The organism is Microbulbifer variabilis (genome assembly GCF_023716485.1).
Taxonomy (GTDB): Bacteria; Pseudomonadota; Gammaproteobacteria; order Pseudomonadales; family Cellvibrionaceae; genus Microbulbifer; species Microbulbifer variabilis_B.
On sequence record NZ_CP092418.1, the window covers coordinates 4,059,072 to 4,078,976 of the forward strand.

A 19,905-nucleotide genomic window follows, 5' to 3' on the forward strand; every position below is an offset into this window, starting at 1 on the left:
TTTATGATCAACACCTTGCTTATCTGCGGCGGTGGCAGCAGCGAGCACGAAGTGTCCTTGCGCACCGCAGATTTTATTGAAGGACAATTGGCCGAATCCGAAGATATCGCCCTGATGCGAGTTGAGATGGATGCTAGCGGCTGCCTGACTGATAAAGAAGGTCGCGTCTATCATATCTTTTACGATGGCAAGATTCGCGATGAAGCCGGCAATGCCTGGGATGTGGATTACGTCATCCCAGCAATTCACGGTTACCCAGGAGAAACTGGCGACCTGCAATCCCAGCTCGAGATGTTCGGCATCCCCTATTTCGGTTCAGCACCGGAGGCGAGCAAAATTTGTTTTAACAAGATTAAAACGAAAATGTGGCTGAGCGCGCTAGGGATCGATAACACCCCCTATCTGTTTCTACACAGCCTGGAGGCTGAAGAGTTGAGTAAGGCCCACGCCGCACTGGAAGAGTGGGAAGCGGTCTTTATCAAAGCTTCAAACCAGGGTTCCTCGGTGGGCTGCTTTAAAGTCAGCCATAAGGAAGATTTGGAAGATGCAATCGCAGAAGCCTTTACCCTCTCATCCTATGTATTGGTAGAAAAAGCCCTCAATGCCCGCGAACTCGAGGTGGCAGTTTACACTTATGGCGAAGAGCTCATAGCCACTCATCCCGGTGAGGTCCGCGCGCCAGCAGATACTTTTTATACCTATAAGGAAAAATATGCCGCAGGCAGTCGCGCCGAGACGTTTATTAAAGCTGAGGGTCTGAGCGAAGAGCAATTGGCTTGGATTCAGGAAGTTTCGATACGTACTTTTAAGGCCCTAAAGCTGAAAGATCTCTCTCGCATCGATTTTTTCCTAACAGACGAAGGGGAGCTCTACCTAAATGAAGTCAATACTTTCCCCGGAATGACCCCCAACTCTATGTTCCCCAAAATGATGCAAAACCATGGCCATGATTTTACTGAATATCTGACGGGTCAAATTCGTTCCGCGGTAAAACAATCGCTTAAATAAATACTACCTTGAACCCCACTCAGAAAATTGACATTAAAAAAAGGGGCAATAGCCCCTTTTTTTAATGTCAGTAAACGAAACACAACTAGTGCAACAACCAATCCTGTTGCCGTCTACGGGAAAATTGGCTGCGCAGAAACTCCATCTGATCCCCGCGAATCCGCTCACTATTAATCAAAGCCAGATATTCTGCAGCATTGGGACAAAAGGGCAGAGCCAGTAATTCCATATCAATATCTTCAAGTAAAAAATTGCCCTTATGCTGATTACAGCGGCGACAGGCTGTGACCACATTTTCCCAAGAGTCCATCCCTCCCTTCGACACTGGGATAACATGATCTCGAGTTAGCTCAGCTGACTTAAAAATACTCCCGCAGTAGAGGCAGGTGTGCACATCACGAAAAAAAAGTGCGCGGTTTGTAAGCGGCGGACGGTTGCGTGGCCGCGCCATTCGAGCACCGCCACAGGCGATAATTGATGCCAGATCCAGGGCCGAACGCTCTCCACTCCGATTAAACCCGCCCCTTACCCTCTGTACTATGCCCCCCAAAGACCAGGTAACCAGATCCCGGACGTATAAACAGGAAGCCTCCTGCCAAGTGAGCCAGTCCAATGGCTGTCCCGCCAAATTCAGGCGCAAAATGCGTGCTTGCATGACTTCGCCTCCCCACAGTTAGACAGAAGAACCCGGCCTACTACTACAGCTAACCAAGCGGATGCTTTTCCGGCACTCAAGTATCTGATTTGACATGCTGCCTGGAAGAAAGAGATAGATAAATAAGACTGAACTTGAGAGTCCAGTTTGGATAAGGCGTTAAAGTGATAAGGGCGATAACCCGCTGATGATTTCAATGACGAGAGGACAAGAGTCCGGCAGTGAGAGAATGCCAGAGCGTAAACGGGCACTGCTAATGATTGATTGCTGAATGCGCCATCCTCCACCGGCCCGAGCAATAATGGCCGACCTCTCATCATTAAAGCGGATAAATATTACAAATTCCAGACAGAAGCAGACCTGGCTTTAAAAAAGTACCGACCGTGAATAATTAACGATTAGAGAGAGCGAAGATTAAGTAAAGAATTACTATTAAAAGTTATTTGAACAAATATAAAGTCTTCGATCATGTAAAACACCGCCCAGGCAATCCGGCCCGGGCGGTGCGTCTCACAGGATGGTGCCCATATCCTTAGGGCGAGCGGCGCATTCCTTTTATCCTTTGCCGCAGAGTTGCAGTCCCTTTTGCGTCCCTGCCAGTTAATTATGGACATTAGGCGAAAAAAGAGTAGGGGTAATCTGCTGAATTTTATGTAAGACATATCTCACAAGGTGAAATATTTCTTTAATAAATGAGAGGGAGACTCGATGAGTACACTGTGCTAAAACGGAGCTCAGTGCATGAGCGCGGCCACTATAAACACCTTTATTTCAAGTTCAATCGAAACAGGGAAAAAGACGTTGAAATATACGCTAATTTTTTTGCTTATCTTCAGCGCCGTTATTTCAAGCGCCTTCACAGCAGTCTCTTCGGGTATTAGTGTTCCCTGGCGCCAAATCATTGGAGGCGCGAAAATCAGCGAGCAGGAGGTCACTCAAAATTTAACAGCCGCCACTGGCTATCAACTACAACTATTTACAGATAATGTGCCCAATGCTCGCTGGCTGGCAATAACCCGTTCGGGGGATATCCTCGTATCCCAACCCAAGAAGGGACAGGTTTCCCTGTTAACCCCCGATCGTAACGGTGATGGACGCGCCGACAGCCAACGCATATTAATTGGAGACTTAAACCGCCCACACGGACTTCTACTGCATGAGAACTGGCTATATATAGCGGAAAGCGATGCTGTAGGCAGAGTGCCCTTTGATCACTCCGATGCCCGCCTGGCAGGGCGTTACCAGAGAATCGTCGAAGGCTTGGCAGACAGCGGCCATTGGACCAAAACCCTTGAAAAGGGGCCGGATGGCTGGCTGTACCTCAGTAGCGGTTCCAGCTGTAACGTCTGTGTAGAAAAAGATCGTCGACGCGCCAGTATTATGCGCCTGCGTCCCGATGGCAGTGACCTCAAAATATTCGCCACCGGCCTGCGCAATAGTGTGGGGTTTGACTGGTCACCCAAAGATGGCGGCCTCTATGCCACAGATAATGGTCGCGACTGGCTGGGTGACAACCTGCCACCCGATGAGCTCAACCTTATCCAAGCCGACAAATTCTACGGCTGGCCCTACGCCTATGGTGACCGGGTACCGGACCCGGACTTTATCGACGATGAAGACCCCACCATCAAAGAAATGATTGCCGCTTCCCTCCCCCCTGTACACGAGTTCGCCGCACATAATGCCCCTCTAGGCATCCGCTTCCTGCGAAGTCCGGAACAACCGACAGGTTATCGCGGTGCTGCCTTAGTAGCACTGCACGGTTCCTGGAACAGAAGCGTGAAAGATGGTTACAAAGTGGTATCTCTACACTGGGATGAAGGCGGGAAAATCACCCAACGGGATTTCCTCTGGGGCTTCCTCAGCAACAACCGCAAGGAGGTTTCTGGCAGGCCAGTGGCAATTGCCGAAGATGGCAAGGGCAATATTTATATTTCAGACGATTACGCGGGGGCCATCTATCGTCTCTCACCCACCGCTACCCCACAAAAAGTAAAGTTATCCGCGGAGAGAACACCTACCACACCTAGGGTACCCAAAAAACCGCCACCAACCGATGCCACCGCCGCGCGCGAGGGAAGAGCGCTATACCTGAGCCACAATTGTGCGCAGTGCCACCAGCAACAGGTACCATTAGCAGGGCTCAACAAAAAGTACACCGTGCAAAGCCTGGCGGACTATTTTGATACGCCACCCCCCCCGATGCCCAGATATGATTTCACCGAGGAGCAGAAAAAAGCATTGGCCCACTACCTGCTTTCAAGGGAGGCTTTGCAATAACTCCCTCTTACCCCTTACTCCGTGCCAATTGACCCCTGCCGCGCCAGCGGCTAAGGTTGCCCCGCAATTACGAGGCGATGCTATGGTGGCAAAGAAAAAATCGGCAAGTTTTGAACAGAGCCTGGAGGCTCTTGAAGAATTAGTAGAACGCCTGGAGGCAGGAGACCTGCCCCTGGAGGAGGCCCTGGCCGACTTTGAGCAAGGGGTCAAACTCACCCGTGAGTGCCAGAAAAAACTCGCCAGCGCCGAGCAAAAGGTCAAAATGCTGATGGAGGAGAACGGTAGTATTCGCGAGTTGCCGTTCGAAGCCGATAACTCCTCAGGCGATTCCTAAGTGAGCTCCCCTACCCTGCCCGCCGAGCTGAGTGCATTCCTCAAGGATTCCTCCCAGCGTGTCGAAAGCCGTATCCGCGACACGCTGACAGAATCTATTCCCGGTGCCAATAAGCTCTTTGAGGCCATGCGCTATGCCGCACTGGGCCCTGGCAAACGCCTGCGCCCAGCACTCGTGTACGCCTGTGCCCAGGTCTTCCGTGGGGTGGATTTTGATCCTGCCAGATGCGACGCCAGCGCCGCTGCCCTTGAGTGCATCCACGCCTATTCACTGGTGCACGATGACCTGCCAGCCATGGATGATGACGACCTGCGCCGGGGTCGCCCCACTTGCCATATCGCCTACAACGAGGCCACCGCTATTCTCGCCGGTGATGCACTACAAACCCAGGCATTCGAACTGCTGTTGGCCGATAACACCGAACCCGCATTGAAGCTACTACTTATTGCGGAGCTCTCAAAGGCATCTGGCAGCCGGGGAATGGTTGCAGGTCAGGCCATCGACCTGGATTCTGTGGATAAAACCCTCACCCTAGCACAACTAGAAGCGATGCATCGCCTGAAAACTGGCGCCCTTATTCGCGCTAGTGCGCGCATGGGCGCGCTGCACGGTGGTGCTACCAGCGACCAACTGGAAGCGCTAACTCTCTACGCAGAAGCTATTGGCCTGGCTTTTCAGGTACAGGACGATATCCTTGACGTCACAGTAGATACTGCCATTCTGGGTAAAACTCAGGGCGCAGACGCCCTTCTCAACAAACCGACTTATGTCTCCCTATTGGGGCTCAAAGGCGCAAAAGAGAAGCTCCAGGGCTTGCGTGGGGAGGCTTTAAGTGCCCTTTCAACACTGCCCGGCGATACACTACTACTGAAGCAGCTGGCCGATTATATTGTCCAACGCGGCCACTAAGTCGGGATCTCTACCCCGTCATTGGGATGCAATATGCCCTTCACAGGCATACAATCCCCTTCACTAATACCATCTGTAGCAATTGAACCGTTTGATGCTCGAAGAAATTCCACGCACACGCCCGCATACGCCGCTGCTTGACGTCATTGACGAGCCGGCACAGCTGCGCGCACTCGATGAACGCCAACTGCCCGAACTCGCTAGCCAGCTGCGCGAGTACCTGTTGTATTGTGTCGGCCAAACCGGCGGACACTTCGGCGCCGGTCTCGGTGTGGTGGAGCTGACCATCGCCCTGCACTATATCTACAACACGCCAGAGGACCGCTTGGTCTGGGATGTGGGCCACCAAACCTACCCTCACAAGATACTCACCGGCCGCCGCGAGCAGATGCTCACCATGCGCCAGCAAGGCGGCTTGTCAGGCTTCCCCAAGCGCAGTGAGAGCCCCTACGACACCTTCGGCGTGGGGCATTCCAGCACCTCTATCGGTGCCGCCCTGGGAATGGCCCTGGGCTCCCCCGACGAGCGCAAAGTCGTGGCGGTGATTGGCGACGGCGCTATGACCGCTGGCATGGCCTTCGAAGCGCTCAATCACGCGTCTCACACAGGCCGGGATATGTTGGTTGTGCTCAATGACAACAGCATGTCGATCTCTAAGAATGTCGGAGGCTTGGCTACCTACTTCGCCAAGATTCTTGCCAGCAAGACCTATCTCAATATGCGCGAGGGCAGCCGCAAGATTTTATCGGCTATTCCCAAGGCCTGGCAGTTGGCGCGCCGCACCGAAGAGCATGTTAAAGGCATGATCACACCCGGCACTCTGTTTGAGGAACTGGGCTTCAACTACGTTGGGCCACTGGATGGGCACAACATGCACGATCTAGTGCACACCCTGCGCAACCTGCGCAGCCAGCCCGGTCCCCAGCTACTGCATATCGCCACTACCAAAGGCAAAGGCTTTGGTCCGGCTGAAGCCGACCCGGTGGGTTACCACGCATTGAACAAGCTGGAGCCAGAGAGCAAAGTCCAGGTGGCTGTGCCGGGCAGGAAGAAGCTGCCCAAGTATCAGGATATTTTCGGCCAGTGGCTGTGTGACACCGCCGAAAAGGACGAGCGCCTAATCGGAATTACCCCCGCCATGTGTGAGGGCTCTGGCATGGTAGAGTTTTCCAAGCGTTTTCCAAAACGCTTCCAAGACGTAGCTATTGCCGAGCAGCACGCCGTTACTCTCGCTGCCGGCCTCGCCTGCGAGGGCCAAAAGCCGGTTGTGGCCATTTACTCTACTTTCCTACAGCGCGGCTATGACCAAATGGTGCATGATGTTGCTATCCAAAACCTGGATGTCACCTTCGCCATCGACCGCGCCGGCCTTGTAGGTGAAGACGGCCCAACCCATGCAGGCAGCTTCGATCTGACCTTTATGCGTTGCTTGCCCTACCTCGCCATCGCTGCACCCAGCGACGAGAACGAATGCCGCCAATTACTCTATACCGCATACAAGTACGAGGGGCCCGCCGCTGTGCGCTACCCCCGCGGTACCGGTATGGGCACCGCGATAGAAGAAGAGATGCGCGAGTTACCTATCGGTAAGGGCCGCCTACTGCGTAAAGGCAGAAGCGTGGCCATTTTGAATTTCGGCACCCTACTCGCTCCCGCTACGGCAGCGGCTGAGCGCCTCGGCGCCACTCTCGCCGATATGCGCTGGGTCAAGCCATTAGATGAAGCGCTGATTGATGAACTGGCCGACAGCCATCAGTTGCTGGTCACCATCGAAGAAAATACCATCGCCGGAGGTGCTGGCAGCGCCGTTATGGAGTATCTCAACAGCTCTGCGCGAACCCTGCCCGTACTGCAACTGGGCCTGCCGGACCGCATTATTGAGCACGGCAAACACAAAGACCTACTCGCAGAGATAGGCCTCGATGCCGGCGGCATTGAGGAACAAATCCGCCGGCGCCTGCAGCTGCTTAACCGGCACAATTTTAACGACCGCGCCGCAGCCGCAAACTAACCATAAGGGCCCGATAACCATCTGGGATATCGGGCTCCTGAACCACAACTCAGCCGCCTACTATTGATTTGACGATACCGCGTGACCTAGCGCCCTTCTATCAATCAATTTCCGCACGCCTTGGGGGAAAGATGTCACTACTCAAGAAAACTCTTGTCGCATCCATCGGTCTGTTCGCCAGCCTCAATGCAACCGCTATGGAACAGGAAGGTTTTAAGAAGGGCTATCGGGCGCTACCGAAAGAGAATGCCTCTGAAAGACTGGTGGCCCTACAGGATCTGCGCTATCGCTGGATTATGGAAAGCTTTCCCAGCCAGGCCACTTATGAGGGCTATCCAGGGCAAAATGATCGCTGGGTAGACAACTCAAAGAGAGGCATTGAGGCTCGGCAAGAGCAGACTCGTCGACTTTTAGGTGCTACCCGCAACCTCGATATCAGCGAGTTGCCCGAGCAGCAACAACTGGACTACCAGCTGCTTTACCAGGATTTGCTCGGGGAGGTGAAGGGCTTTCAGTTCCCCGAACATCTACAGCCCATTACCCATATGAGCGGTATCCAGCTCAATGTGCCGAATGTACTCAACAGTATGCCGCAGAGTACGGTTGCTGATTACGAAGATATTCTGGCACGCCTATCAAAGCTACCAACTTTGGTAACACAGACACAGACGCTGATGCAGCAGGGATTAAGAAAAGGGGTTACTCCGCCGCAAATCACTCTGCGTGAACTACCCCGGCAGATCCGCGCGCTGATCCCCACAACTCCCGAGCAGAGTCCTCTACTCAGTGCTTTTGAGGAAATGCCCAGCGCCATCCCCAAAACGAAACAAAAAAGCCTGCGCCAGCGCGCCCTCGCCATCTACGCAAGCCAGTTATTACCAGCATGGCGAGACATGGCGGAATTTATCGAAAGGGAATACATTCCTGGAGCACAGAAAGGCATCGCCCTCAGCAGTCGCCCAGACGGTCTACGCTGGTATGCCTACAAAGTAGAAAAGAGCACCACCACTCACCTTAGCCCGGAAGAAATCCACCGCATAGGCTTGGCCGAAGTGAAGCGTATCCGTGCAGAGATGCAAGCTGTCATGCAGAAGACAGGCTTCCAAGGTGACTTCAAGGCCTTTACCGAATTCCTGCGCACTGACCCACGCTTTTACCACACCAGCCGTGAGGCCCTGTTACGAGACTACCGAGATATTGCCAAGCGCATCGATGGCGAGCTGCCCGCCCTGTTTGGTACCTTGCCCAGGCTGCCCTATGGAGTTAAACCCATTCCCGGCTACTCGGAGCAGTCACAGACCACAGCCTATTACCAGCCTGGCTCCAGCGAAGCCGGCCGCGCGGGTATCTTCTTTGCCAATACCTACAACCTGCCCAGTCGACCCAAATGGGAAATGGAAGCGCTGACGGTACATGAGGCAATGCCTGGCCACCATTTACAGATTGCCCTGGCCCAGGAGCAAGCTGATATTCACCCATTGCGACGCATGGCTCTCTATACCGCTTTTGTGGAAGGCTGGGGCCTCTACTCCGAAAGCCTCGGTTATGACCTGGGTTTGTACAAAGATCCCTACAGCGAGTTTGGGGCGCTGACCTACGATATGTGGCGCGCCGTGCGTCTGGTTGTAGACACCGGCATGCATCAGCTGGGCTGGAGCCGTGAGCAGGCAATTGACTATTTTATGGAAAATAGTGCCAAGCCTCTGCACGATGTCACCGTGGAAATTGATCGCTACCTGGTTTGGCCTGGACAGGCACTGGCCTATAAATTAGGGCAATTAAAAATTAAGGAGCTACGTGTAAAAGCAGAAGAGGAACTCGACAATAATTTTGATATCCGCAGCTTCCACGATGCCCTTCTTGGCGCCGGTGCCCTGCCCTTAAATATTCTCGAAACACGAATGAACAGCTGGATTGAAAGCCAGGGCTCTGCATCGGCCCAGGTTACTCCCCCTGTAACATCACAAATCTCTGCGGGCTAGATAAACGAAAGGGCAGGTATTTCCTGCCCTTTTTTATGACTGAAGTATCCGCTAAAAACCCTCTAATTAAATCACCACTCGGAAGATACAGATAAATAGATTGCGCGTGGCTCCCCAGGAAAATACCTGTCCCCAGCAAAGCTGCTATAGTCCGCTCGCTCTGCGTAAGCCCTATTGGTTAGATTTAACATCCTTGCTGAGAGAGCCCAACGATCAAATTCCCACCGGGCTCGCAGATTCAATAAGTTATGCCCAGAATATTCATGCTGATTTTGGGGGTCGGTGTAATAGCGCCCCTGATACAACCACTCCAGTTCAGCGTTTATACCTTGCCGAGGTTGCCACTGCAGGCGATAGCTACCGAAAGCCCTGGGAGCTGAATCCACAAGATTGCCATCCAGTAGTACTCCCCTCAGCTCTCGCTCATCTCGATAACGGTGCTCCGCATAACTGGAAGAAGCCTCCAGTCGCCAGTCCTGAGCAAATTTATAGCCAAGAGCCATCTCTACACCGCGATGTGAGGTTTTCCCATTCGATTGGTTAAAGTACTCCGTATCCCGAAAAATCACATTGCGCTTGCGCATTCCATAAGCGACGAGCTCATAAGAAAGGTTTTCCTTAATAGCTCGTACCCCCAATTCAATACTGCTGATTTGCTCGGACTCCAATTCGGCAACAGTTTGTTCTCGCTGTAAACGGTAAAGTTCAGTTGCCTGGGGAACCCGATATCCTTGAGCCATATTGACAAATAATTGCAGGCCTGATGTGAAATCGTAAGTAGCTCCTAGTTTGGGTGACCAGTTCTGGAAACTGTCTTTGCGGTCTTCTGGCCGGCTAAACCTACAGCCACCAAAGCCACAAGGAAGACCATCCTCGGCCGTACGGCCAGAAAGCATTTTATTGTTGTAGTCATACTGTACCGACTCAAAACGTACACCGCTGTAAAGCTTTAAAGTATCGGTAACATTCCAGGTAGCCAAAGTAAAAGGAGCAACGCTGTAAGCATTTACTTGATAGTCATAGTGCTTACCTGCGGGGATAGTCTCCCGCAAAAAATCTGATCCCTCAGTTGGATCTTTTTGGAGTTCTCGTAAGTAGCCTTGAGTAAATTCTGTATCTAGCCCCATTACTACTTCCAAGTTGCCTGCCCAGCTAAAAAGATAGCTACTCCGCAAGCCGATACTCTCCTGGCCATTTTCTTCCAACGCCTGCCCCGGCAAATAATGCTGCAGAAAACGCATATCTGTTTTTCTAAGATAAGGGGCCAGTGATAGCTTTTTTTCCGAGCCCAAATCAATATCGAGAATGGAGTAAAGCCGTACCGCGGAGACATCGCGGAATGCTTCTGGATTCGGGTTTTCCCTGTCCCGCTGATCATCCCGATAGGCATTGTATCCTTCGATATAACCCGCTGTTTCCTGATTTAAATTCGTGACTGCCAGACGAGAACGGATTTGTGTCTTCCCTGTAATGATAGAGTGCAAAAGGCTGAGCTTTTGTTGATCGTAACCAGAGTGGTCCCGATAACCACCATCAGATGCCAGGGAAAGATCTGCTCGCACTCTGCCTTTGTTAGAAAAGTTAGATTCTGCGGAAATACTGGCTCGATAGTAATCGTGAGGACCACCTTCAAAGCCTAAAATGCCAGAAAAGGACTTGGTATTTTCTTCAATTTCCGGACTCAGAGTATTCACGACACCATGCATAGCATTGGAACCATACAGGGTGCTGGCCGGGCCGCGAATAACTTCAATTCTCTGAGCCATTTCACTATGGGATTCAAACAACTCATTAATATTGCAGAATCCATGTGCCCGCAGAGGGATGCCATCCTCCATTGTCAGCACACTGCCACAGGCTCCAGCCCCAGACAGTACTGGCGAACGCAATGCGGGTAAATATTCCTGACCGTTACCCCTTGCCACATTGGCCCCTGGAACCCGCACTAAACTTTGCTGGATATGATTGTGCTTAATCAGCTTTAACTCGAAACGATCAACCATGGAGAAACTTTCTGGATAATCCTGAAACTGTTTCTCAACACGACTGGCTGTGACAACGACCGACTCTATTTTCGCCGAATCCGACAAAGCCACCTGACTGACCGACAAAAGTATTAGCACCAGGCTCTTGGTTTTTATTAACATGCTTCCAGCTTATTTTTCCTTTGATATCAGTGAACCATACAGGACCTGGGCAGGGTTTTCCCACTCTCCCCCTACTTCTCTCAAAGTCTCCTTCCGCATTAAGCTATCAAGCTCCCAGTCAAAAGCTATACCGAAGTAAAAACACGCTATAAAAAGGCGTCATCTGTAAATTAGTCAGTCTATTTCCCCTAATTTCTAGGCAAAGTGGCAGATAGCTATTCTCCAACCTAACCTCCAAGAGGAGGTCGAAATAAGATTTTTTAAAAATTACCCTTTAAAGAGGAAAAGCATGGCCTGGTTCTACCTGTTAATGGCTGGTCTTTGTGAGATAGGCTGGGTGCTGGGGCTAAAAATATCCCAAGAGACATCGACTCGCCTGCTGGGTGTTGTAATGGCAGTCGTATTTATTGGCCTCAGTGGGTTTTTATTGTGGTTGGCCCAGCGAGAGATTCCCATTGGCATCTCCTATGCCGTCTGGACCAGTATCGGTGCGGCCGGTGCCTTTCTGATGGGAGTCATTTTCTTTGGTGAGACAGCCAGTCTCGGACGATATCTCGGAGTACTGCTAATTATCGTCGGGGTTGTCACATTAAAACTGGCTCGCTAGCTTACATAACAGTTTTGAAGGGCAGCTAATGCTGCCCTTCTATCCCTGGTTGCATACCACTTATAAAAATTAGAGATTCAGGAGTTACTTTCAATCCTCCCCGTGATACTTGCGCTTACGCGCCTGGTTTTGCACAGATCGATACATCTGGGATAGCGCTCTCTCCCCTGCCCGTTTCTGCGCCAGAGTTTGACCGTTACGGCTTAGTTCCTGTTGCAGTTTTTGCCAATTGCGCAAGCGCCGGTCATCCAGCGAACCGCCCGTTATTGCCTCTTGTACCGCACAGCCTGGCTCCGACTGGTGCTGGCAGTCAGAGAAGCGACACTCCCTGGCCAAGGCCTCAATATCGGAAAAAGTCTCCGCCACGCCATCTTCAACATGCACCAACCCCAACTCCCGCATTCCTGGGCTATCGAGTAACAGCGCTCCCCAACTCAGGGAGTGAAGAGAGCGTTTCCGTGTAGTGTGACGCCCTTTACTGTCGGCTTCGCGAATGGTCCCAGTCTCAGCCAGGGATTCGCCAGACAGCGTATTTAGCAAAGTGGATTTACCCACTCCAGAAGAACCTAACAGCGCGATAGTTTCCCCAGATAAGCACCACTGGCGCAGCTGTGCCACGCTTTCTTGATCCAGGCTATTTACCATTGCAACAGGTAATTCACCGAATGGGCGCAAAGCCTGAAGAAAAGGGGCAGTATCTTCACACAGGTCGGCCTTAGTCAGTATCAAGTGTGGGCGGCAACCGGACTCCCGCGCCAGAGCCAAATAGCGCTCAATGCGTGAGAGGTTAAAGTCATCATTCAGGGACGAAACAATAAAAACACTATCGACATTGGCGGCGATCATCTGCACCTGATGCCCCCCAGGTGCCATGCGCTCAAACTGGCTGCTGCGGCTCAACAAACGCATAAAATATCCACTGCTCTTCTCTAACAACAACCAATCCCCCACCGTCGGCAAATTAGCCACAAGACTCCCGGTTAGGGGAAGGGACACAGCCCCCTTCTCGCCGGCCAATTCCAGGCGACTGCGGTGTACAGCCATAACCCGCAGCGGCAAACACTGTTCGAGTTCTTCGAGCGTCAGCTGCTGTTGGAAAAAAGACTTCCAACCAAGTTTTTGTAGCGGAGAAGCTTCCCGCTCAATTTTGATAGATGGGGATTTAGTGCCGAATCTATTAACAGACCGGCGGGTAAAGTGAGATTTACTCAAGATTGAAACCCTCTGGGCGCAACAAAGCACCAAGCGACCGCACATACGCGGCCAACAGAGCTTTCTCAGGGAAAGCCCGACGTCTAGGAATCTATCGCCGGGCGTGGGCAGCTGGAGGCTGCTACTGGACCCGACGGAGGGTTGCAACAATCATCAATCATCCTCCGCAGTAATTGAGTTTTGGACTCCGCCATTGTACTTGGCGGGTTATGGGCAAATTAGCACTACCAGGGGACAGGAGCAAGTCTGTAATCCTGGGAAGCCTCTTAGTAATTGCCTCGCCACAAAAAGCAAAGCCGGCAAAAGCCGGCCTTCGAATCCGATTACAGCGAGTGCATCACCTTTCTCGACTCACTATAACCCGATCAGTTGAGTATAGATCCGGCTTTTTCTTTCGCCATCACGTTTACTCGGGAAGCATCTTCTCCTGAGGGCGTTTCCATCAGGTGACGAATTTATAAAGGTTTTATGACACCCCCTACCACCTCCCCCAGACCTCCACCTCCTCGGGGTGGGAGGCCGTCAATGCGTGACTGCGATTCAATACCAACTGAGAGAACCGCAACAAGTACAAGAAAAAATGGGAAGCGCTATGCCAACAACAAAATTTACAGGACTCGGCACAAGAGCGGGTCTGATTCTGGGGGCAGTCTTCTGCTCCATCCAAATACCGGTTTGGGCATCTGACACACCAGATCCCACCGAGGTCAATATTCCCGGCAACCTGCAAAGCCAACTGGGCTGCGATGGCGACTGGCAACCAGGTTGTGTCGCCACCCTGCTCAGCTATGACAGCGAAGACGACAAATGGCAAGGCAGCTTTTGGATACCCGCCGGCAACTGGGAGTACAAAGCCACTCTCAACAACAGCTGGGATGAAAATTATGGATGGGGCGGCCAGCGGGACGGCGGTAATATTTCCCTTAGCCTGGATGAGGCCCGCGAAGTTAAATTTATCTACGACCACGAGACTCACTGGATCACCGACAACCACAGTAGCGTGGTCGCCGCTGTAGCCGGCAACTTCCAATCCCTGCTGGGGTGCCCGGGAGACTGGCAACCCAGTTGCCTGCGCAGCTGGATGCAGGATGCCGATGGAGATGGCACCTACACCTTTATCACCTCAGCGCTTCCTGCCGGTTCCTATGAATTCAAGGTAGCCCTGCATGAAGGCTGGGAGGAGAGCTACGGCAACAATGGAGCCAACGTTAGCTTTACCGTGGCTGCCGATTACGATGAAATCTACTTTACTTTTGACTCGAATAGTAAAGAAGTCACCGTCAGCAGTGACGGCTTCGCCAAGGGTGACCTGAGTAACGACAAAGCTCACTGGGTAGATACCAATAGCTTTGCCTGGGATATCCCGGTGCAGGAAGGTGCAAAGATTAAATTGCACTACAGCAACAGCGCCGAGCTAAAACTGGAGGACGGTGATATCCGTTCCGATGGCACCATCGATCTCACCCCTCTCGCCACCCTGCCCGACAGCGCCCAACAAAAATTCCCGCACCTGGCCAGTTTCAGTGCCTGGCAATTGCCGGGGCAGGCTTCCACTAGTGATCTGGTAACCCAGCAGCTCGCCCTCGCCGCTTACGATGCAGAGGGCAAGTTACTGGATGCGACTGGTGTGCAGATGGCCGGTGCCCTCGATGACCGCTTCTATTACGACGGTGAACTCGGTGCCCGTGTCGGCGAGAGCGATATCCAGCTCGATCTCTGGGCGCCCACCGCACGGGCGGTAAAACTGCACTTATTTTCGGACTCCAGCAACGATAGCGCCGATCAGGTGGTATTCATGCAGCGCAATGAATCTACCGGGGTTTGGAGTGCCAATATCGACAAGCAGTGGGATCGCAGTTTTTATCTCTATGAGGTCGAGGTGTACTCCTACTTCAGCCGCCAGATTGAAACCAACCTGGTCACCGACCCCTACTCCCTAAGTCTCTCCATCAATAGCGGCAAAAGCCAGATCGTCAACCTGGATGACCGGGATCTGAAGCCGCGCGGTTGGGACCTCCTGCGTAAGCCCAAGTTAACCCAGCCGGAAGATATCAGTGTCTACGAGCTGCACGTACGCGATTTCAGTATTGCGGATAACACTGTCCCCGAAGCCGAGCGCGGCACCTTCAAGGCTTTCACCCGCCAGCACAGCGACGGCATGCGCCACCTCCATAAACTGGCCCGCGCCGGCCTCAGCCATATCCACCTGCTGCCGGCCTTTGACTTTGCCACAGTCAATGAGGATCGCACGCAGCAGCAGCAAACCCCGGACCTCTCCGGCTATGCATCGGACAGCAGCGAGCAGCAGGCCCAGGTAGATGCTGTGCGCGATACCGATGGCTTTAACTGGGGCTACGATCCGTTGCACTACACCGTCCCCGAGGGCAGCTACAGCAGCGCTCCCGATGGACCTGCGCGTATTCGCGAATTCCGTCAAATGGTGCAAGGGCTGTCCCACTCCGGCCTGCGACTGGTGATGGATGTGGTTTACAACCACACCAGCTCCTATGGCCAATACGACAACTCCGTACTCGATAAAATCGTCCCCGGCTATTACCACCGCCGCAATCTGGAGGGCGGTGTGGAAATGAGCAGCTGCTGCGCAAATACCGCCAGTGAGCACGCCATGATGGAAAAGCTGATGATCGATTCCCTGGTCACCTGGGCCCGAGCCTACAAGGTGGACAGCTTCCGTTTCGATCTGATGGGACACCACAGCCTCGACAATATCCTCAAGGCGCAAGCGGCATTGCAATCACTGACCCTGGCAGCCGATGGTGTCGATGGCAACGCTATCTATCTGTACGGCGAGGGCTGGAATTTTGGCGAGGTGGCTGACGATGCCCGCTTTGTACAGGCCCGCCAGGGCAATATGGCCGGCAGCGGTGTCGGCACCTTTAACGATCGCCTGCGCGATTCCGTGCGTGGCGGCAACCCCTTCGGAGGCTTTGAGGAACAGGGCTTTGGTACCGGTCTGTTCACCGACAGCAACGGCAAGTTTGAGGGAGAAGATGAGCGTGCCATACTGCTCACCCTGGCAGATAAAGTCCGCGTTTCCCTCGCCGGCAACCTGGCGGATTATCCTTTTGAAGATGCCAACGGCAATATCATTACCGGCAGCGAGTTGATCTATAACGGCCAGCCCACCGGCTATACCGCCGACCCACAGGAATCCATTAATTATATTGCCGCCCACGACAACGAGACGCTGTTCGACGGGGTACAGATCAAAGCCAGCGACAGCGCCGACTTGGCTGAACGAGTGCGTATCCAGGCATTCAGTAATTCCCTGGTTCTGTTCGCCCAGGGAGTGCCGTTTATCCACGCAGGCCAGGATTTCCTGCGCTCAAAGTCAATGGATCGGGACAGTTACAACTCCGGTGACTGGTTTAATGCACTGGACTTCAGCCTCGCCACCGATAATTGGGGTGCGGGTTTACCTATCGCAGATAAAAACGAAGATAACTGGTCCCTGATGCAACCTTTACTGGCAAACCCGGAATTGGCTCCCGAGCGCCAACACCGCTTGTGGAGTTCTGCTCTATTCCGCGAGCAGCTGGCGATTCGCAACAGCTCTCCCCTGTTCCGCTTGTCTGATGCAGAGTCCGTAGAGGCACACCTCAATTTCCTCAACACCGGACCCGACCAGATTCCTGGGCTGATTGTGATGGAGTTATCCGATTCCAGTGGCAGCATCGATCGCCGCTTTGAACGTATTGTGGTGCTGTTTAATGGCGATGACGAATCATTGGAATTTACCAACGAAAACCTTATTGGTGAGTACCTGTTCAAGCACCCACGTCAGCGCCGATCAGTAGACTCACGCCTGCACAAAGTAAAATTTGATCGGAACAGCGGCACCTTTACTCTACCCGGCCGAACTACCGCAGTATTTGTGCAACCACGCCGTAGATATTAATTCTTCATAAATTTTAAAAGGCCGGATTTTCCGGCCTTTTTTTCATTTTTTAGAAACTATTTCCCGGCTCTCACCAAGTAATCAGCTCGCAATTGTCATATTCCGCAGATTGATTTAGCGTGTGCCTAAATAATAAATAGGTGTACAAATCATGAAGCATTTCCTTCTCAGCAGTATCGCAGCGACTCTTTTCTCTTCCTCAGTACTGGCAGAAACCATTATCCACGCAGGCACACTGCTCGCTGTTCCCGGTAAAAAACCTTTAAAAGAGCAAAGCGTAATAATCGAGGATGGCAGGATTACTTCCATCCGACCTGGTTATGTGAACAGAGATGATGCCGAAGTCATTGATCTTAAGGACAGCTTCGTAATGCCGGGCTTAATGGATATGCACGTTCACCTGCAAACTGAGTTGGGGCCCAAAAACGATTCCGAAGCCCTAAAGATGTCCATGCCATTGACCCAAATGCGCTCGCAAATGTTTGGCATGCGTATTCTGAAATCTGGTTTTACCACTGTGCGCGATGCGGGTAATAGCGGTGAAGAAATGTATGCGATGCGCGATGCGATCAACAATGGCTGGGTAGATGGCCCACGTATTATCGCAGCCGGCGGAGTGGGTATTACCGGAGGGCACGCAGATATCAGTGGAGTTAGCCCCGAGTTAATGGCACTGCATGACGATAAAACCAGAACGGTATGCGACGGCCCCTACGATTGCCGCCGCGCGACCCGTCATACGATCAAATACGGCGCTGACTTTATCAAGATCACCTCTACCGGTGGCGTACTTACCGATCGCGCTACAGGTACCGGCCAGCAGATGGAAATCGATGAGCTAAAAGAAGTGGTCCTGGCAGCCCAGCGCATGGGGCGCAAGGTAGCCAGTCATGCGCATCAGGAAGAAGGAATTATCGCCGCACTGGAGGCCGGTGTAGACAGTATTGAGCACGGCACCTACGCAGGTCCCCGCGCCCATAAGCTATTTAAAGAAACCGGCGCTTACCTGGTTCCGACTCTTCTCGCCGGCGATACCGTGGTACAGCTGGCAAAAAATACCGATGTTTTATCTAAGGCTCAGAAGGAAAAAGCCATACGTGTTGGCACAGATATGCGCGGCAATTTCCGTAAAGCGGTCGATGCCGGAGTAAAAATTGCCTTCGGTACCGACTCAGGTGTATCCAAGCACGGCATCAATGCACGCGAGGCGGTCCTGATGAGTGAAGCCGGTATGGACAATATGGCCATCCTGCAGTCCGCTACCATTAACGCCGCAGACCTGATCGATATGAGCGATTCACTGGGCACCATTGAACCCGGTAAATACGCCGATATTATCGCCACCGATGGCTCGCCACTGGATAATATCGATGAGCTTTTAGATGTGGATTTTGTGATGAAAGGGGGCAAGGTCTTTAAAGATTAGAAGCCCAATATTTTAGGAGCCTCTGAATTATTCAAAGCCGAACTCCAAATACTCGAGCTCGGCTTTAATTAATTTCCACAAAAAAAAGGCCGGGATTATCCGGCCTTTTTTTGTGGGGGTGTCTGAAGGAGGTTAAAAGTTATTTTTCTTCTTTCCCTTCTTCATCCTCATTTTCAATCAAATGACCAAGCTTACCTTTCTTGGTGGACAAATACTTGGCATTGTGAGGATTGCGCCCGGACTGGTGCGGCAGACGCTCAGTCACATTTATACCTAAGTCCTCCAGCGCTTTTACTTTGCGCGGGTTATTAGTCATCAAGCGAATGGCATGAATACCCAGGTGGTCGATCATCGCTTTCAGAATTGAATAATCCCGCATATCGGCGCCAAAGCCGAGCTGCTCATTGGCCTCCACGGTATCCGCACCGCAATCCTGCAAATGGTAAGCACGGATCTTGTTTAAAAGACCTATGCCACGGCCCTCCTGGCGCAGGTAGAAAATAGCTCCACGCCCTTCCATGGCAATGCGGTGCATGGCATGTTGCAACTGGGCACCACAATCGCAACGCAGGGAAAACAGGGCATCACCGGTCAGGCATTCCGAGTGAATGCGGGCCAGTAGGGGCTCGTTGGTATCGAAGTCCCCCATGGTGAGCACCACATGCTCCTTGCCGGTCTCCACTTCCTCGAAGCCGTGCATTTCAAACATACCCCAGGAAGTGGGCAGCTTTGAGGATTCCACATAACGAATGGTCAACTTAATACCTCTTCACGTCAGTTGCGGGCGCGCAGTATCAGCACACCCCTCTGCTGTTCCATATCTAACCGGCCGAGAAAACTGTTTCCCAGAAGCACCACTTGGGGAAAGTTATCAGTGTGCACGGTAGCTTCTACATTGTGCAATTTAATGCCACCGATAGTGACACTGCTGAGATTGATCAAATAAGCACTGGTGATACCACTGGCGGTCGACACCGGTATGCGCTTGGCACCATTAAGATTTAAGCGCAGACGCTGGGCGGTGGGGTAATTGATTGCCAGAGCGGTCGCTCCGGTATCCACCATCACTGGAACCCGCATCCCATTAATCCAGGCATCGGTATTGAAATGGCCACGACTATCTCCCATCAAACGCACTTCGGCGCGCTCAGCCTGGGCATAACTTGCGGCGATGGGCGCATCCAGGGTGAGCTTCTGTTCGCGTCCATTCACGCGAACACGCGCATAACTGGTCGTCGATTCAATCAAGCCAACCCCTTCCGGTGACTGTTGGCCTGCCTTAAGAATGCGTTGGCGGCCATCGATTTCCAGCATGGCGCTATCGCCAAACAAACCCTTCAGCTGTACCTGTTGTGCCCAGGCTGTACAGGAAACCAGTAACCCCAGCAGAAGCCAAAATGCCTTGTGCATCGATA

Annotated in this window: 14 protein-coding genes; 9 read left to right on the plus strand and 5 right to left on the minus strand. The window is 52.5% G+C overall.

Annotation, left to right across the window (positions count from 1 at the left end):
• The first annotated feature begins 3 nt into the window (after positions 1-3).
• Positions 4-1,008 carry a D-alanine--D-alanine ligase gene (locus MJO52_RS17990; RefSeq protein ID WP_252083335.1) on the plus strand — a complete coding sequence of 335 codons (1,005 nt, stop codon included), beginning with the start codon at positions 4-6 and terminating at the stop codon, positions 1,006-1,008.
• Between the two features lie 85 nt (positions 1,009-1,093).
• Here the strand turns inward: MJO52_RS17990 and MJO52_RS17995 are convergent, their stop codons facing one another.
• Positions 1,094-1,663 (minus strand): HNH endonuclease, encoded by a 570-nt coding sequence (locus MJO52_RS17995; RefSeq protein WP_252083336.1) that lies wholly within the window; start codon positions 1,661-1,663, stop codon positions 1,094-1,096.
• 801 nt (positions 1,664-2,464) lie between these two features.
• On the opposite strand from MJO52_RS17995, the gene MJO52_RS18000 reads away from it, so the two are divergent.
• The 5 genes from MJO52_RS18000 to MJO52_RS18020 all read left to right on the plus strand — a co-directional run bounded on the left by MJO52_RS18000 (position 2,465) and on the right by MJO52_RS18020 (position 9,179).
• Complete coding sequence (locus MJO52_RS18000) at positions 2,465-3,943, plus strand: PQQ-dependent sugar dehydrogenase (protein WP_252083337.1); 1,479 nt, start codon at positions 2,465-2,467, stop codon at positions 3,941-3,943.
• 82 nt (positions 3,944-4,025) lie between these two features.
• Complete coding sequence (locus MJO52_RS18005; protein ID WP_252083338.1) at positions 4,026-4,277, plus strand: exodeoxyribonuclease VII small subunit; 252 nt, start codon at positions 4,026-4,028, stop codon at positions 4,275-4,277.
• Entirely contained in the window at positions 4,278-5,186 is a 909-nt protein-coding gene (locus tag MJO52_RS18010) for a polyprenyl synthetase family protein (RefSeq protein ID WP_252083339.1), read from the plus strand.
• A 94-nt stretch (positions 5,187-5,280) separates the two neighbouring features.
• Positions 5,281-7,197: a 1-deoxy-D-xylulose-5-phosphate synthase gene (dxs, locus tag MJO52_RS18015; RefSeq protein WP_252083340.1), complete on the plus strand. Its 1,917-nt coding sequence runs from the start codon at positions 5,281-5,283 to the stop codon at positions 7,195-7,197.
• 131 nt (positions 7,198-7,328) lie between these two features.
• Positions 7,329-9,179, plus strand: a complete 1,851-nt coding sequence (locus MJO52_RS18020; protein WP_252083341.1) for a DUF885 domain-containing protein — start codon at positions 7,329-7,331, stop codon at positions 9,177-9,179.
• Between the two features lie 71 nt (positions 9,180-9,250).
• Here the strand turns inward: MJO52_RS18020 and MJO52_RS18025 are convergent, their stop codons facing one another.
• Positions 9,251-11,326: a TonB-dependent receptor gene (locus tag MJO52_RS18025; RefSeq protein WP_252083342.1), complete on the minus strand. Its 2,076-nt coding sequence runs from the start codon at positions 11,324-11,326 to the stop codon at positions 9,251-9,253.
• A gap of 289 nt (positions 11,327-11,615) precedes the next feature.
• Here MJO52_RS18025 and MJO52_RS18030 point away from each other — a divergent pair, with 289 nt between their 5' ends.
• Positions 11,616-11,933, plus strand: coding sequence for a DMT family transporter (locus tag MJO52_RS18030; RefSeq protein WP_252083343.1), 318 nt, complete (start codon positions 11,616-11,618; stop codon positions 11,931-11,933).
• 90 nt (positions 11,934-12,023) lie between these two features.
• Here the strand turns inward: MJO52_RS18030 and rsgA are convergent, their stop codons facing one another.
• Positions 12,024-13,145 carry a ribosome small subunit-dependent GTPase A gene (rsgA, locus tag MJO52_RS18035; protein ID WP_252083344.1) on the minus strand — a complete coding sequence of 374 codons (1,122 nt, stop codon included), beginning with the start codon at positions 13,143-13,145 and terminating at the stop codon, positions 12,024-12,026.
• 592 nt (positions 13,146-13,737) lie between these two features.
• On the opposite strand from rsgA, the gene pulA reads away from it, so the two are divergent.
• Positions 13,738-17,064 carry a pullulanase-type alpha-1,6-glucosidase gene (gene pulA, locus MJO52_RS18040; RefSeq protein WP_252083345.1) on the plus strand — a complete coding sequence of 1,109 codons (3,327 nt, stop codon included), beginning with the start codon at positions 13,738-13,740 and terminating at the stop codon, positions 17,062-17,064.
• Between the two features lie 151 nt (positions 17,065-17,215).
• Positions 17,216-18,490 (plus strand): amidohydrolase family protein, encoded by a 1,275-nt coding sequence (locus tag MJO52_RS18045; protein ID WP_252083346.1) that lies wholly within the window; start codon positions 17,216-17,218, stop codon positions 18,488-18,490.
• A gap of 139 nt (positions 18,491-18,629) precedes the next feature.
• On the opposite strand, the gene ribA is transcribed toward MJO52_RS18045, so the two are convergent.
• Both ribA and MJO52_RS18055 read right to left on the minus strand, forming a co-directional pair.
• Positions 18,630-19,247, minus strand: a complete 618-nt coding sequence (ribA, locus tag MJO52_RS18050) for a GTP cyclohydrolase II (protein ID WP_252083347.1) — start codon at positions 19,245-19,247, stop codon at positions 18,630-18,632.
• Positions 19,248-19,264: 17 nt separating this feature from the next.
• Positions 19,265-19,900, minus strand: a complete 636-nt coding sequence (locus MJO52_RS18055; RefSeq protein ID WP_252083348.1) for a retropepsin-like aspartic protease family protein — start codon at positions 19,898-19,900, stop codon at positions 19,265-19,267.
• Between the last annotated feature and the right edge of the window lie 5 nt (positions 19,901-19,905).

Coding starts and splice junctions, on each gene's coding strand:
- MJO52_RS17990 (WP_252083335.1), top strand. CDS start 4: ATGATCAACACCTTGCTTATCTGCGGCGGTGGCAGCAGCGAGCACGAA.
- MJO52_RS17995 (WP_252083336.1), bottom strand. CDS start 1,663: ATGCAAGCACGCATTTTGCGCCTGAATTTGGCGGGACAGCCATTGGAC.
- MJO52_RS18005 (WP_252083338.1), top strand. CDS start 4,026: ATGGTGGCAAAGAAAAAATCGGCAAGTTTTGAACAGAGCCTGGAGGCT.
- dxs (WP_252083340.1), top strand. CDS start 5,281: ATGCTCGAAGAAATTCCACGCACACGCCCGCATACGCCGCTGCTTGAC.
- MJO52_RS18020 (WP_252083341.1), top strand. CDS start 7,329: ATGTCACTACTCAAGAAAACTCTTGTCGCATCCATCGGTCTGTTCGCC.
- MJO52_RS18025 (WP_252083342.1), bottom strand. CDS start 11,326: ATGTTAATAAAAACCAAGAGCCTGGTGCTAATACTTTTGTCGGTCAGT.
- MJO52_RS18030 (WP_252083343.1), top strand. CDS start 11,616: ATGGCCTGGTTCTACCTGTTAATGGCTGGTCTTTGTGAGATAGGCTGG.
- pulA (WP_252083345.1), top strand. CDS start 13,738: ATGCCAACAACAAAATTTACAGGACTCGGCACAAGAGCGGGTCTGATT.
- MJO52_RS18045 (WP_252083346.1), top strand. CDS start 17,216: ATGAAGCATTTCCTTCTCAGCAGTATCGCAGCGACTCTTTTCTCTTCC.
- MJO52_RS18055 (WP_252083348.1), bottom strand. CDS start 19,900: ATGCACAAGGCATTTTGGCTTCTGCTGGGGTTACTGGTTTCCTGTACA.